Annotated in this window: 11 protein-coding genes; 6 read left to right on the top strand and 5 right to left on the bottom strand. The window is 67.7% G+C overall.

Features of this window, described 5'->3' with window-relative positions; translation table 11 throughout:
- Nucleotides 1-16 precede the first annotated feature (16 nt).
- The gene (locus tag CQ039_RS13610) at nt 17-2,155 is read right to left on the bottom strand and encodes a M13 family metallopeptidase (RefSeq protein WP_105564819.1); all 2,139 of its coding nucleotides are present in this window, start codon (nt 2,153-2,155) and stop codon (nt 17-19) included.
- 151 nt (nt 2,156-2,306) lie between these two features.
- Between CQ039_RS13610 and CQ039_RS13605 the strand changes: the two genes are divergently transcribed.
- Nucleotides 2,307-4,169 carry a cation:proton antiporter gene (locus CQ039_RS13605; RefSeq protein WP_105564818.1) on the top strand — a complete coding sequence of 621 codons (1,863 nt, stop codon included), beginning with the start codon at nt 2,307-2,309 and terminating at the stop codon, nt 4,167-4,169.
- A gap of 228 nt (nt 4,170-4,397) precedes the next feature.
- Nucleotides 4,398-5,057 carry a TetR/AcrR family transcriptional regulator gene (locus CQ039_RS13600; protein ID WP_105564817.1) on the top strand — a complete coding sequence of 220 codons (660 nt, stop codon included), beginning with the start codon at nt 4,398-4,400 and terminating at the stop codon, nt 5,055-5,057.
- 176 nt (nt 5,058-5,233) lie between these two features.
- Here the strand turns inward: CQ039_RS13600 and CQ039_RS13595 are convergent, their stop codons facing one another.
- Nucleotides 5,234-6,361 carry an aromatic ring-hydroxylating dioxygenase subunit alpha gene (locus CQ039_RS13595; RefSeq protein ID WP_105564816.1) on the bottom strand — a complete coding sequence of 376 codons (1,128 nt, stop codon included), beginning with the start codon at nt 6,359-6,361 and terminating at the stop codon, nt 5,234-5,236.
- A gap of 120 nt (nt 6,362-6,481) precedes the next feature.
- On the opposite strand from CQ039_RS13595, the gene CQ039_RS13590 reads away from it, so the two are divergent.
- The 3 genes from CQ039_RS13590 to CQ039_RS13580 all read left to right on the top strand — a co-directional run bounded on the left by CQ039_RS13590 (nt 6,482) and on the right by CQ039_RS13580 (nt 10,184).
- Nucleotides 6,482-7,402: an alpha/beta fold hydrolase gene (locus CQ039_RS13590; protein WP_105564815.1), complete on the top strand. Its 921-nt coding sequence runs from the start codon at nt 6,482-6,484 to the stop codon at nt 7,400-7,402.
- Nucleotides 7,399-8,019 (top strand): class I SAM-dependent methyltransferase, encoded by a 621-nt coding sequence (locus tag CQ039_RS13585; protein ID WP_105564814.1) that lies wholly within the window; start codon nt 7,399-7,401, stop codon nt 8,017-8,019. Before CQ039_RS13590 ends, CQ039_RS13585 begins: the two co-directional genes overlap by 4 nt.
- 86 nt (nt 8,020-8,105) lie before the next feature.
- Nucleotides 8,106-10,184, top strand: coding sequence for a transglycosylase domain-containing protein (locus tag CQ039_RS13580; RefSeq protein ID WP_105564813.1), 2,079 nt, complete (start codon nt 8,106-8,108; stop codon nt 10,182-10,184).
- Between the two features lie 9 nt (nt 10,185-10,193).
- Here the strand turns inward: CQ039_RS13580 and CQ039_RS13575 are convergent, their stop codons facing one another.
- From CQ039_RS13575 to CQ039_RS13565, 3 genes are all read right to left on the bottom strand, one after another.
- A complete protein-coding gene (locus CQ039_RS13575) occupies nt 10,194-10,907 on the bottom strand; it encodes a M48 family metallopeptidase (protein ID WP_105564812.1) in 714 nt (237 codons plus the stop codon).
- Nucleotides 10,873-12,153, bottom strand: a complete 1,281-nt coding sequence (locus CQ039_RS13570) for a polyhydroxyalkanoate depolymerase (protein ID WP_105564830.1) — start codon at nt 12,151-12,153, stop codon at nt 10,873-10,875. The genes CQ039_RS13575 and CQ039_RS13570 overlap by 35 nt, the downstream gene beginning before the upstream one ends.
- A gap of 96 nt (nt 12,154-12,249) precedes the next feature.
- The gene (locus CQ039_RS13565) at nt 12,250-12,870 is read right to left on the bottom strand and encodes an SCO family protein (protein ID WP_105564811.1); all 621 of its coding nucleotides are present in this window, start codon (nt 12,868-12,870) and stop codon (nt 12,250-12,252) included.
- Between the two features lie 58 nt (nt 12,871-12,928).
- Here CQ039_RS13565 and CQ039_RS13560 point away from each other — a divergent pair.
- On the top strand, nt 12,929-14,219 hold a 1,291-nt coding region (locus tag CQ039_RS13560; protein ID WP_233194709.1), incomplete at its 3' end, for an ActS/PrrB/RegB family redox-sensitive histidine kinase.

Genomic DNA, 14,219 nt, shown 5'->3' with positions numbered 1-14,219 from the left:
TCATCAGACGCGGCGCTTACCAAATGCGGACGCGGTCTTGCGGCGCGAGGTAGTATTTGTCGCCCGGCTTGACGCCGAAGGCTTCGTACCAGGCGTCGATATTGCGCACCGGGCCGATCACGCGGAACTCAGCCGGGCTGTGCGGGTCGGTGGCGATCTGGTTCTTCAGCGCGTCCTCGCGGTACTTCGACTGCCAGACCTGAGCCCAACCGTAGAAGAAGCGCTGATCACCGGTCACGCCGTCGATCACCGGCGCGGGCTGGCCGTTCAGCGACAGGTGATAGGCCTCCAGACCGACCGCCGTGCCGGCGGCGTCGCCGATATTCTCGCCCATGGTCAGGCCGCCCTGGACATGGAAGCCCGGCAGCGGCTCGTAGGTGTCATACTGCGCGCCCAGGCGCGTGGTCAGGGCCTGGAAGTTGGCCTTGTCCTCGTCGGTCCACCAGTTGCGCAGCACGCCGTCGCCGTCGGACTTGGAGCCCTGATCGTCGAAGCCGTGGCCGATCTCGTGACCGATCACGCCGCCGATGCCGCCGTAGTTGACGGCCGGGTCCGCGTCCGGATCAAAGAAGGGCGGCTGCAGGATGGCGGCCGGGAAGACGATCTCGTTGTTGGCCGAGTTGTAGTAGGCGTTGACCGTCTGAGGCGTCATGCCCCACTCGGCCTTGTCGACCGGCTGGTTCAGACGGTTCAACTGGTAGTTCCACTGGAACTGGCCCAGACGCTGGGTATTGCCGAACAGGTCGTCCGCGCGGACTTCCAGGGCCGAATAGTCGCGCCACTTGTCAGGATAGCCGATCTTGACGGTGAATTTGCGCAGCTTCTCCTGGGCCGCCGCCTTGGTGTCCGTCCCCATCCAGGTCAGGTTGTCGATACGGTGCGACAGGGCGGTGCGCAGATTGGCGACCAGCTCTTCCATCTTGGCCTTGGATTCCGCCGGGAAGTATTCGGCGACATACAGGCGACCCGCCGCCTCACCCAGCGAACCTTCGGCAAAGCTGATGGCGCGTTTTTCGCGGCTGCGCTGTTCGGGCTGACCCGACAGGTCGCGCGAACGGAATTCCCACTGGGCGTCCGAGAAACGCTTCGACAGGGTCGGCGCCGCGTCGTCGGTCGTGTGGAAGGCCTGCCAGGCCTGCAGGGTGTCGATCGACGCCTCGGCGAAGATGGCGGCGATCTTGGGCATAGCCGTGTTCTGACGCACGATCAGGCGGTCGACCGAGCCCAGGCCGGCGGCGTTGAAATAGCCGCTCCAGTCAAAGCCCGGCGCTTCGGCGGCCAGGGTCTGGATCGTGTATTCGTTGTAGGTCTTGTCGCGGTTACGGTTCTCGATCGGGGTCCAGTGGGCCTCGGCGATCTTGGTTTCCAAAGCGACGATGGCGGCGGCGTGACCGGCCGGGTCAGCCCAGCCGATATTGGTCAGCATCCGCTCGATATAGGCCTGATACTTCTCCTTCTTGTCCGCAAAGCGGGCGTCCAGATAGTAGTCGCGGTTCGGCAGGCCGATGCCCGACTGGCCGGTCGTCACGGCGTAGCGGGTCGGCTGCTTCTGATCGATGGTGATGCCGGTGCCGAAGAAGGACGAACCGACGCGGCCTTGGGTCTGACCCATGTAGGCGGCGATCTTCTCGTGCGTGTCGGCGGCGCGGATAGCCGTCAGGAAGGGCTGCAGCGGCTGGGCGTCCAGGGCTTCAATGCGCGCCTCGTCGATGTAGGAGCGATAGGCGTCGGCGATCTTGGCCTCGTCCGAACCCGCCTTCAGGTCGGTGCGCGCGACCAGACCCTGGATCAGGGCCTTCATGCGGTTGTCCGACAGTTCACGCAGCAGCGGGAAGGAGCCGTAGGAGGTGCGGTCCGACGGGATCTGCAGCTTGTCGAAGGCCGTGCCGTTGGCGTAGCGGAAGAAGCTGTCGCCCGGCGAAACCGAGGTGTCGCGACCCGACAGGTCAAAGCCCCAGGTTCCGTACTTGGGCGCATCCGTGCCAACCCAACCGGCCGGCGCCGCGCCGCCTTCGGGGGCCGAGGCGCCGTGGAACAGTTCCACCACCGTGCAGCTCTCGTCCAGGCAGGCATGGTCGTGACCGTCCTGTGCAGCCGCCACGCCGGCCGGCAGAAGCAGGGCGCCGACAGCGGCCCCGATCAGCAGTTTCTTCATAAGCGTTTCCCTAGTTCACCCGTGCTCAGGTTCGGCGCGGACCCTAGTCCCGCCGAGAGCGCCGCCGCGTCTTAAAAAAAGTTCATGAAAGACGCGAGGGCTATCGCCAGATCGTGATCGCCTGCGTCACAGTGGCCGCCACGGAGGATTCATGGGCCAGGGACACGGCGGCGAGTATCGGGACCTGGTGGTCTTTCTGGCGGCGGCCGGGGTTGTCGTGCCCCTGTTCAACCGGCTCAAGATCAGTCCCGTTCTGGGCTTTCTGGCGGCTGGGGTCCTGCTGGGGCCCGACGGCCTGGGCCGGTTCGCCCAATCGACCGGCTGGCTCAGTTGGCTGACCATCGGCGACCAGGCCCAGATCCGCCAACTGTCCGAACTGGGCGTCGCCTTCCTGCTGTTCATGATCGGGCTGGAACTGTCGTGGGAACGGCTAAAGGCCATGCGGCGCCTCGTCTTCGGTCTGGGGATGCTGCAGGTCGCCGTCTGCGCGGTCGTCATCGCCGTCGCCTTCATGGCTTTGGGCCAGCCCTTGGCCGGCGCTGCGGTTCTGGGCATGGGCCTGGCCCTATCCTCGACCGCCGTGGTCATGCCGGTGCTCGCAGCCCAGGGACGGATCAACAGCGAGACCGGACGCGCCACCTTCGCCGTCCTGCTGGCTCAGGACCTGGCCGTCGCCCCCATACTGATCACCGTCACCGTCCTGGCGACCCTGGCCCAAAGCGGGCCCTCCGTCGATCCCGCCGAACTGGGGCGCGCCCTCTTCACCCTGGCCCCGGCGGCCGGCGGTCTTTTCCTGATGGTGCTGCTGGGACGCCTGGTCCTGCGCCCCATGTTCCGCTCGGTCGCGCGCGCGCAGCACCGGGGCGAAGGCCGCGAACTGTTCGTCGCCGCCTCGCTTCTGGTGGTCGTCGCCGCCGGCCTCACAGCCCAGGCCGTCGGCCTGTCGATGAGTCTGGGCGCCCTGGTGGCCGGGGTCCTGCTGGCCGAGACCGAGTTCCGCCGCGAGGTCGAGGTCGCGATTGACCCGTTCAAGGGCCTGCTGCTCGGCGTCTTCTTCATCGGCGTCGGCATCAGCCTGGATCTGGATGCGGTGGCGGCCGACCCGGCCACCGTCCTGGGTCTGGCGGGCGGCCTGATCCTGCTGAAGGCCCTGATCATCTTCCTTCTGGCCCGCGCCTGGGGGCTGGCGGCCCGCTCGGCCATCGAAACCGCGCTCATCCTTGGCCCGGCCGGCGAGTTCGCCTTCGTCATCCTGTCCACCGGATTGGTCGAGGGCCTGGCGACGCCCGAGCTGACCCACAAGGCCATGCTGGCCGCCACCCTCAGCATGTTCGCCGTTCCTCTGCTGGCCGTCCTGGCGCGCGTCGTGATGCAGCGGGCCGCCCCGGCCGCCGAGCCCGCGGCCGAAGGCCTGTCGCCCGACACCGCTGTCCTGGGACCCGACGGCGTTGTGCTGATCGTCGGTTTCGGGCGGGTGGGACGGCTGGTGGGCGAGCTTCTGGCCGAACACGGTCAACGCTTCATCGCCCTGGACGCCGACCCGGCCTCGGTCCGCGCCGGCCGCGCCGACGGCCATGAGGTCTATTACGGCGACGCCGCCCGACCTGACATGCTCAGCGCCTGCGGCCTGGCTTCGGCGCGCGCCCTGATCGTCACCATGGATAGTCCGGCCAAGGTCGATGAGGTGGTCAAGGCCGCGCGCGCCCTGCGCCCCGACCTGATCCTGATCGCCCGTGCTCGTGATGACCGCCACGCCGCCCGGCTTTACGCCCTGGGCGTGACCGACGCCGTGCCCGAAACCACCGAGGCCAGCCTGCAACTGGCCGAGAACACCCTGGTCGACCTCGGCGTGCCCATGGGGCTGGTGCTGGCCTCGATCCACGAACGACGAGACGGCTTCCGCAAGACCTTCCAGGCGGCCGCGCCGGATGGCCGCGGCGCCCGCCCGGCGCGCGCCTTCCGCACCGCCCGATCCGCCGCCTCACCGCAGACCACGGATACGCGATCTACGTAATAACCCTTATGTTTATTGACCTTAAGGTCAAGCTTGAGCAAGATTCACCATCAGGTCATGACCCATTTTGGTCATTGTTCGGTGATGAAAGTTCGACCTCCCCCCGCGGACGTCGGTTGTCGTCCGGTGCGAGTTTTATGCCGAGGCGGCGTGAAACTGGCCCGACCAGACCGTCGTTCTTCATGACCGGCAGGCGTTAAGCCCTTCCCGAGCCAGAGTATTTAACTGATGCGTGAGACCACCCTGTCCGCCCCCGAGGCCTCCGAAACCGAAGCCCCGGCCCGGATGAACCGCCGTCAGGCCGCCAAGATCCGCACCCGCCAGAAGGTGCTGGACGCCGCGCGCGCCCTGTTCGCCGAGCGCGGATACGACGCCGCCACCATCCGTGACATCGCCAAGGGCGCTGGAATGTCGACCGGCGCCGTCTTCGCCAACTTCCAGGACAAGGCCGAGCTGTTCGAGTGCGTCTTCGCCGAGGAAATGGCCGGCCTGCTGCAGGACATCCAGACCGCCGCCGGTCATGAAGGCCGCGTCGCCGCGCGTCTGGCCGAGGGCCTGACCGCCGGCTACCACCGCTCGCTGGAACACCTGCCGTTGATGCAGGCGATGATCGCCCGCTCGTGGTTCCAGCCCGAGGCCGCCGACGAGCGTTCGCGCACCTTCGTCAAGCCGATCATCGAAGCCATCATCGCCGTGCTGCAGGCCGGCATTCGTGACGGCGAACTGCGTCAGGATCTGGACCAACTGGTCCTGGGCCGGATGATCTGGGACACCTTCATCGCCAACTTCCGCTACGCCGCCTACGACAACTGGGGCATCGAGGAGTTGACGCCGCATATCCGCAAGCAACTGGACCTGATCCTGTCCAGCCAACTGGCTCGCCAGTAAGCACTGCCGCATTCTTGGAGGGCCGCGGTCGTCGGCCCTCCGGGACCTCCCGACCCTTTCTTTTGGGGCCGCGGTCAGAAGGCTCCGCCTTCTCGACCCGACGCGGCTTGGTGCTTCGCGCGCTCAAGCAGCGAGCCGCCGCGCGGCGAGCGATAGCGCCTACAGGTGGATGAGCTTTAGCTCTTCCACCGAAGCACCACCTCCTTGATGGGATTGAGGAAGGCGCGGCCTTCGGCGCGGCTCTTGATCCATTCACGCTTCAACTGCTGATACCACTTGGCCTGCTTATCGGCGTCGTCGATCCAGATCAGGGCCGGGTCGTATTTCAGCCCTTCGTTCTGCAGGTTCACCATCCCGCCGTCCTGCTTCAGGAAGGCGACCACGCCCATCCGCAGGAAGGGCTTGGCGACATTGAACACCCAGTGGTCGGACCAGAAGATCTGGGTGATGCGCGTCTTGGTCTCGGTCACCGGCGTCAGGCAGGTCAGGGCCAACACCTGCTTGGCGCCGACCTGGATATGCTCCCAGCGGTAGCCCGGCAGGCGGAAGGTGATCTCGGTCGCCGGGGCTCCGCCCAGGATCTTGTAAAGGCGGCTGTTCGACGACGGGGCGTGGCGCACCATGGCCCAGCCATAGTCGCGCGGCGCAAAGGTCTTGGCCTTCTCGTGCATCGAATGCTCGGACCGCCACCACCATTGCTGGTGCACGAAGGGGCCGTGCGCGGGGTCCATCAGACCGATGACGGCGTGGTCGATGTGGCTGTCGAAATCCATGGCCTCGACCAGCTTGGCCTCGCCCTCGGCGCCGGGGAAGAGCGGCGGTTCGTGGTCCGGCTCGGACGGGTTGCGCGCGTCCGCCGCCATCCAGACAAAGACCAGACCCTGGCTTTCGCGCACCGGATAGGATCGCACGCGGATGCGGTTCGCCTCGAAGGCCTGATCCTCGACCAGGGAGGGAATGGCGGCGCAGACGCCGTCGGGACGGAAGCGCCAGCCGTGATAGGGGCATTCGATCGTCTCGCCCTCGCCCGGCTTCTCGACCAGACGCCCAGCCGACAAAGGCGCGGCGCGGTGGGGGCAGATGTCGCGCATGGCATAGACCTCGCCCGCGCGCGTGCGACCGATCAGCACCGGCTCGTCCATCACCTCATAGCGCTTCAGGCTGGCGACCGGCACGTCGCGCGCCAGGGCCACGAAATACCAGGCGTCGCGCACGAAGCCCTTTCCAAAGGCGGTCGGCGGGGCCTTGGCTTCGGGAGCGGCGACATCAGCGGACTGGACGGGATCGGCGGCGACTGGCTTCATCCCGCCTCTCTACCAAGAGACGCTGCTCGTGTCGTCGGGGTCAACAATGACATTCAAAAAGAACTTTACGTTACAAAGCGAATCATCTAGTTCAACGATCACCACTTGGGGAGAGATGACATGAAACACCACACCGCCCTCGCCGTCGCCCTGCTGATGCTGACCGCCGCCCAGCCCGCCCTGGGCCAGGACGGCCACACCAACCACGCCGCCGATCACGGCCACGCCGCCTTCGCCTCCGACCGCATCCATGTGGCCGTCGAGGGCCAGGGCCCGGACGTCATCTTCATCCCCGGCCTTAGCTCCTCGCCCGCCGTCTGGCAGGGGACGGTCGATCACCTCAACGGCGCCTACCGCGTCCACCGCATCCATGTGCAGGGCTTCGCCGGCGCCCCCGCCGAGGGTAATGCGACCGGCCCGGTCGCCGCCCCCGTCGCCGAGGAAATCGCCCGCTACATCCGCGAACAGGGCCTGACTAAGCCCGCCGTCGTCGGCCATTCCATGGGCGGGACCATGGGCATGATGCTGGCCGCGCGTCATCCCGATCTGGTCGGCAAGCTGATGGTCGTGGACATGATCCCCTTCATGGGCGCCATGTTCGGCCCGCCCGGAACGACGGCGGAAAGCGTCGTCCCCGTCGCCGATCAGGTCTATGCCGCCCAATCCGCCAGCCCGCGCGATCAGTACCTGACCCAGGCCAAGGCCGCCGTCACCGGCATGATCAAGACCGAGGCCGCGCGCACCGGCCCCCTGGCCGACGTCGAGGCCAGCGACCAGCAGGTCTCGGCCTCCGCCTTCCGCGAACTGATCGTCACCGACCTGCGCCCCGAGCTGTCGAAAATCACCGCCCCGGTCGAGGTCCTCTATGTGAAGTTCAACGACCCGCGCATGACCGACGCCATCACCGACGCCATCTATCAGATGTCGTTCGCGGCCCTACCCGGCGCGAAGTTGAAGCGCATCGACGACAGCGCCCACTTCATCATGCTGGACCAGCCCCAGGCCTTCTACGGCGATCTGGACGCCTTCCTGGCCAAGTGACCCATCCGGCCGCGGATCGAATCATCGGCCTCTATCAGGACAAGGCCGCAGATTGGATTCGTGACCGGGGCGACGCGCTGCGCCGGAACGAGGGCGACTGGGACGAGGTCGCCTGGCTGGACCGTTTCACGGCCGGCTGGCCGCCGGGCGGCCGCGTGCTGGACGTGGGCAGCGGTTCGGGCTGGCCGATCGGGGCCGCCCTGTTGGCGCGCGGTTTCAAACTCATCGGCCTGGAGGCCTCGCCCAGCCTGATCGCCCATGCCCGCGAGTCCCTGCCCTCAGGCGACTGGCGGCTCGGCGACATGCGCAAGGACCTGCCGGACGGCGCCTTCCACGGCGTTCTGGCCTGGCACAGCCTGTTTCACCTGACGCCCGAGGCCCAGACCCTGGTCCTGCCTGCCTTGGCCGCCCGCGTGGCCGACGGCGGTCGCCTGATGTTCACCGCCGGCCCTGCCCATGGCGAAGCAATCGGCGAATGGCGCGGCGAACCCCTCTATCACGGCAGCCTGGACCCCGACGCCTATCGCGCCTTGCTGACAGAGGCCGAGCTGACGGTCGAAAACGACGGCGATCAGGGCGTCTGGCTGGCGCGACGCGCCATTCTTTCGGCGAAATAGACGCTCACGCTCATGTGAACTCAAGCGGGGCGTTTTCTGCAGCGACGTGACCGGCTAGGGTCGCGTCGCTGGCAAGAGGGACTTTCATGGCGCGTAGAGACGGCGGACCGGACCGCAATGAACAGGGCGGCGGCAAGAAGCCGCGTCGGTCCTTCCTCGGCAACCTGCTTTACTGGGGCGCGGTGCTGGCCGTCTGGGGCCTGATCTTCGCGGTCGTCTTCTTCGCTGTCTTCGCGCGCGACCTGCCCGACACCTCGACCCTCTATGACGTCGATCGCCAGCCCTCGATCACCTATCTGGACCGTTCCGGCGCCCTGATTGCAGTGCGCGGCACCCAGATGGCGCCTCCGGTCGATCTGGACGCCCTGCCCGACTATGTCCCGGCCGCCTTCATCGCCATCGAGGACCGGCGCTTCTATCACCACCCCGGTTTCGACCCCATCGGCATGAGCCGGGCCATGGCCCTGAACCTCAAGGCCGGGCGCGTGGTCCAGGGCGGCTCGACCATCACCCAGCAACTGGCCAAGAACCTGTTCCTGACGCCCGACCAGAACCTGAAGCGCAAGGTCCAGGAGCTGATGCTGGCCGTCTGGCTGGAGATGAAGTTCACCAAGAAAGAGATCCTCGCCCTCTATCTGAACCGCGTCTATTTCGGCGCCGGCGCCTATGGCATCGAGGCGGCCTCGCAGCGCTACTTCGACAAGAGCGCGGACAAGCTGACGGTCGGCGAATCCGCCCTGCTGGCCGGCCTGCTGAAGGCCCCCTCGCGCTATTCGCCCGTCTCCGAAAGCGAGCGCGCCGCCACTCGCGCCAATGTCGTCCTCAATGAAATGGTCGATGTCGGCGCCATTACCCCGGCCCAACGCGACGCCGCCGTGGCCCAGCCGGTTCGCGTCTCGCGCACCCTGGCCAGCCAGCACGCCCAGTATTTCATCGACTGGCTGGACAAGCAGATCCGCAGCCTGGTCGGCGAGCCGACCGAGGACATGGTGGTCGAGACCACCCTGGACCTGACGCTGCAGACCGACGCCGAGCGCGCCGTGCGCCGCATCCTGGACCGCGACAAGGGTCGGGGAGTCGAACAGGCGGCCCTGGTCGCCCTGGACGGCGAAGGCCGGGTCCGCGCCATGATCGGCGGCGGCTCCTACGCCGACAGCCAGTTCAACCGCGCCACGGACGCCCGCCGTCAGGCCGGCTCGGCGTGGAAGCCCTTCGTCTATCTGGCGGCGGTCGAGGCCGGCTACACCCCGACCACCCCAGTCGTGGATCAGCCCGTCACCATCGGCGGCTGGTCGCCGAAAAACTATTCCGGGCGCTTCTCCGGCCAGATGACATTGGCGCAAGCCGTGGCTCAATCGACCAATACAGTCGCCGCCTACGTCGCTGATCAGGTCGGTCGCGACAACGTGGCCCGCGCCGCGCGTCGCCTGGGCATCACCAGCGAGATCGGCCTGCAGCCGTCCATGGCCCTGGGCGCCGTCGAGGTCAGCCCCCTGGAGATGGCCCAGGCCTACGACGCCTTCGCCAACGGCGGCAAGAAGGTCGAAGCCTATGGCATCAGCCGCATCCGCACCCCCTCGGGACGCGTCATCTACAACCACGGCACGGGCGAAAACGGCCAGACCATCAACAACCCGTCGCTCTACTACATGAACCAGATGCTGCGCGGGGTGATCACCTCGGGCAGCGGCCGCTCGGCGGCCATCGGCGGACGCGACATCGCGGGCAAGACCGGCACCACCTCGGACTACAAGGACGCCTGGTTCGTCGGCTACACCGGCGGTTTCGTCGCCGCTGTCTGGGTGGGCAAGGACGACAACAAGGCCATGCGCGGCGTGACCGGCGGCTCGTCGCCGGCCGCCATCTGGCGCGGCTTCATGGAGGCCGCCCTGCCCAGGCTGGCGGTCCAGGCCATCCCCAACGGCCCGCCCCTGCCCGAGGGCTGGGTCGCGCCCGATCCGGTCGGCGACATGATGGGCCAGGTTCAGGACCCCTACGCCCAGCCTACGGAAGGCCTGCCCGGCCCGGCGGTCGTGGATGGCCAGCCCATCCCGACGCCCGCCCCCCTGCCCAACGATCAGCCGGTTATCCGCCCGACCTCGCCCCAGCCGGCTGCCAAGGAAGCCCCACGCGCCGAGAAGAAGGCCGACGCCGACTTCTTCTAAGGCGCCGCCTCAGCGCCCCACGGCGTGCAGGGCCGCGCCGTGGTCGCGCAGCCATTGACGGAAGGGGCGATGGTCGCCGACCAGCCTATGCACCACCGACCAATAGGCCGGACTATGGTTGGCGTGGACCAGGTGGGCGACCTCGTGCGCGGCCAGATAGTCGGCCACCTCTGAGGGGGCCATGATCACCCGCCACGAATAGCGGATCGAGCGGTTGTGCGGACTGCATGAGCCCCAGCGCGAGCGGGTGTCGACGATCGACACCTTGACCGGCTTTTGGCCCAAGGTCTTCAGATGGACCTCCGTGCGCTCGACCAGAAAGGCCCGCGCCGCCCGCTTGAACCAGTTCTCGACCCGACGCGAGTAGGCCTCGCCCTCGCCGCCCGAGCGGATCACGGGACCGTCCGACGTCTCGACCAGACGCGCCGCGCCCGCCCCGCCGACCGCCTCCAGCCGCACGCTCCGCCCCAGCCAGGATACGGTCGCGCCCGGCTCCAGCGGCGCGCCCGCGACCCGCGCCGCCAGTCGGTCGGCGATCCATTCGGACTTGGTGCGGGCGAAGGCCACGACCTCGGTCAGGCGACGCTCAGACGGGGCCACGGCCACGGCTTCGCCGGCGCGAGCATCGATGCGGATCGACAGCCTTCGTGCGCGCGGGTTCACCGACAGGCGAAGGGCGCCTCCGCCCTCAAGCGGCAGCCGCTGACCGTTCCGGTACTGCACTCAAGCTCTCGTTCTGGGCGATGAAGTCGCGCACCCGCGGATAGATTTCGTCACGGAAGCGGCGGCCGTTGAAAACGCCGTAATGGCCCACGCCCGGCTGGACATAGAGCAGGCGGCGGTCATCGGGAAGATTGGGCGTCAGGCCATGCGCGGCCTGGGTCTGACCCACACCGGAGATGTCGTCCTTCTCGCCCTCGACCGTGGCCAGGCCGATGTCGGTGATGGCCGACAGGTCCACCACCTTGCCTTGATGTTCCAGCAGGCCGCGCGCCAGCAGATGCTGCTGGAAGACAATGTCGATGGTCTGAAGATAGAATTCCTCGGTCAGGTCCAGCACCGACAGGTATTCGTCGTAGAACTGCTCGTGCTTCTCGACCCCGTCGCCGTCGCCATCGACCAGACTCTCGAAATAGCGGCGGTGGGCGTCGATGTGCTTGTCCTCGTTCATCGACATAAAGCTGTAAAGCTGGACGAAGCCCGGATAGACCCGCCGCCCGAACCCCGGATAGGGCCAAGGCACGGTGTGGATCATGTTCGACTTGAACCAGGTGAAGGGCTTTTCCTCGGCCAGCTGGTTGGTCACGGTCGGCGACAGGCGGGCGTCGATGGGCGAACCCATGAAGGTCATGGAAGCGGGCCGGTTCGGGTCGTTCTCGGCCGCCATCACGGCGCAGGCCGCCAGCACCGGCGGTCCCGGCTGACAGACGCCGACGACGTGGGCGCGCGGGCCGATGGCGGTCAGCATGGCCCGGACGTGATCGATGTAGTCGTTGAAGTCGAAGCGGCCTTCCAGCACCGGCACCTGGCGGGCGTTCTCCCAGTCGCTGACATAGACGTCGTGGTCCTGAAGGAAGCCCTCGACCGTGCCACGCAGCAGGGTGGCGTAGTGGCCCGACAGCGGCGCGACGATCAGGACCGCTGGGGCGTCTGACGGCTTGCCGGCCTTCTTCAGATCGCCCGCATCGCGCTTGAAGCGCACCAGCCGGCACCAGGGCGAAGACCAGACGACCTGTTCGGTCGTGCGGACGGCGTGACCGTCAATGTCGATCGCCTCTAGCCCCCAGCCGGGCTTGCCGTAGCGGCGCGTCAGGCTCTCGAACACCTCGGCCGAGGCATAGGCCGTGCGGCCGATGGCCGTGTCAGACGCCGGGTTGAAGGGCGACGTCCAGAACTGGCGGGCCATCTGGGCCCCGATCCGAAACGGCGTCGCCGAATGATAGGCGAGCTCGTGAAATGCGTAGAGCATGAAACCCCGACTGCGGCCCCCGCCGATGCGGCAGTGCAGCATATATTAGGTTTCAGCGCAAAACAGACCAAGGTCGCCCTGATCAGGGAAAGGTGATCAACCGCGCTCCATGGCGTTCTCGATCAGCTTGGCGGTCCGGTCCGGCCCCAGGTCATGGGCCACGGCGCTGCGGAACTGGCCGTCCGGCCCCATCAGATAGACGGTCAGGCTGTGGTTCATCGTATAGCCCTCGCCCTCACCGACCTTCTGGTAGAAGGCGCGGTATGCCTTCGCGACCTGGGCCGTCTGTTCCGGCGTGCCAGTCAGGCCGACGACGCCCGTGGGGAAGCCGTCCGACGACAGATAGTCCTTCAGCAGCTGGGGCGTATCGCGCTCGGGGTCGATGCTGATGAAGACGATCTGCAGGTCCTTGGCCTTGTCACCCATCCGCTCCTGCACGGCGTTGAGGACGCCCAGCGTCGTCGGGCAGTAGTCGGGGCAGTAGGTGAAGCCGAAGAAGACCAGGGTCCACTTGTCCTTCAGGATCGACTGATCGACGACCTGCCCGTCCTGATTGGTCAGGGTGAAGGGACCGCCGACGCTCGGCTGCCCCGTCCCGCTTTCAGCGACCTGGGCCGACTGCTCGCGCCCCTTGACCACGACCATGGTGATCAGGCCAAGCGCCAGGGCGATGACCGCACAGGCGGCGGCGAACAGAATGACGGGGCGACGCGGCATCGGCTTCTCCTGCGACGGCGAGGATGCAGCCGTCAGCTTGGCGGTCTATAGAAGAGGCGTGAGCAGCACAGAAGCCCCCTCCCTGTCGCAGGCCGTGAAGGTCGCGGGCCACCCCGGCGCCATGGAGGCCCTGCGCGAGCGGCCCCGGCGCGGGCGCGGCCTGTCGTTGCGCACCCTGATCGTGCTGCGCTGGCTGGCGGTCTTCGGCCAGACCTGCGCCATCCTGACCGCCTATTTCGCCCTGCATTTCCCGCTGCCCCTGTGGGAATGCCTGGCGACCATCGGCGCAGGCGTCGTCATGAACCTGGCCACCATGGCTCGCGCCCGCCGCATCGACGGCAGCCTGCCCAACGGCCCGCAGACGGCGGCCCAGTTGGGCTTCGACATCCTGCAGTTGGCTACCCTGCTGGCCCTGACCGGCGGACTGGACAATCCCTTCTGCCTGCTGCTGGTCGCGCCCGTGACCATCGCCGCGGCCTCCCTGCCCTCGCGTCAGGCCCTGGTGCTCGGGGTCATGGCCCTGATTGCGCTCGCCGTTCTCTTCTCCTGGTCCCTGCCCCTGCCCTGGCGCCTGCACGAGCACCTGGTCCTGCCGCCCCTCTATCGCTTCGGCATGGGCCTGGCCCTGGCCACCGGGGTCCTGTTCACCTCGGGCTATGCCTGGAAGGTGGCGGCCGACGCCGAGAAGCTGGAGCTGGCCCTGGCCACCACCCAGGACGTGCTGCAACGCGAACAGAGGCTGGCGGCGCTCGGCGGTCTGGCCGCCGCCGCCGCCCACGAACTGGGCACGCCCCTGGCCACCATCCAGGTCGTGGCCAAGGAACTTCTGCGCGCCTCGCCCCCCGACAGCCCGGTGGCCGAGGACGCCGCCCTGATGCTGCAGCAAGCCGAGCGCTGCCGCGACATCCTGAAACAGTTGTCGGCCCAGCCAGAGGAAGGCGACGCCCTCTACGCCGACGTCGACCTCAAGGCCCTGCTGGAGGAGGTGGTCGAGCCGCACCGGGGCTTTGATCTGGATTTCCAGACGGCGGTGAAGGCCCCGCCGGGCCAGCCCCTGCCCCGCGTCCACCGCCTGCCCGAGGTCATCCACGGCCTGTCGACCCTGGTCGAGAACGCCGCCGATTTCGCCCACAGTCGGGTGCGCGTCACCGCCATCGTCGACGCCGGCTGGATCGAGATCGACATCCTCGACGACGGCCCCGGCTTCGCCTCCGAAATCCTGCCGCGTCTGGGCGAGCCCTATGTCACCAGCCGCCCCCAGGCCAAGGCGCGCCGGGCGCTGGCGGCCCAGATCGCCGCCGCCGCCTCGCCCGGCGGATCGCGCGCCAAGGGCCGCAAGAGCCCGCCCC

It is taken from the genome of Brevundimonas sp. MYb52 (assembly GCF_002979535.1).
In the GTDB taxonomy this organism is placed as follows: domain Bacteria; phylum Pseudomonadota; class Alphaproteobacteria; order Caulobacterales; family Caulobacteraceae; genus Brevundimonas.
This window is presented reverse-complemented; position numbering and strand designations above follow the sequence as displayed.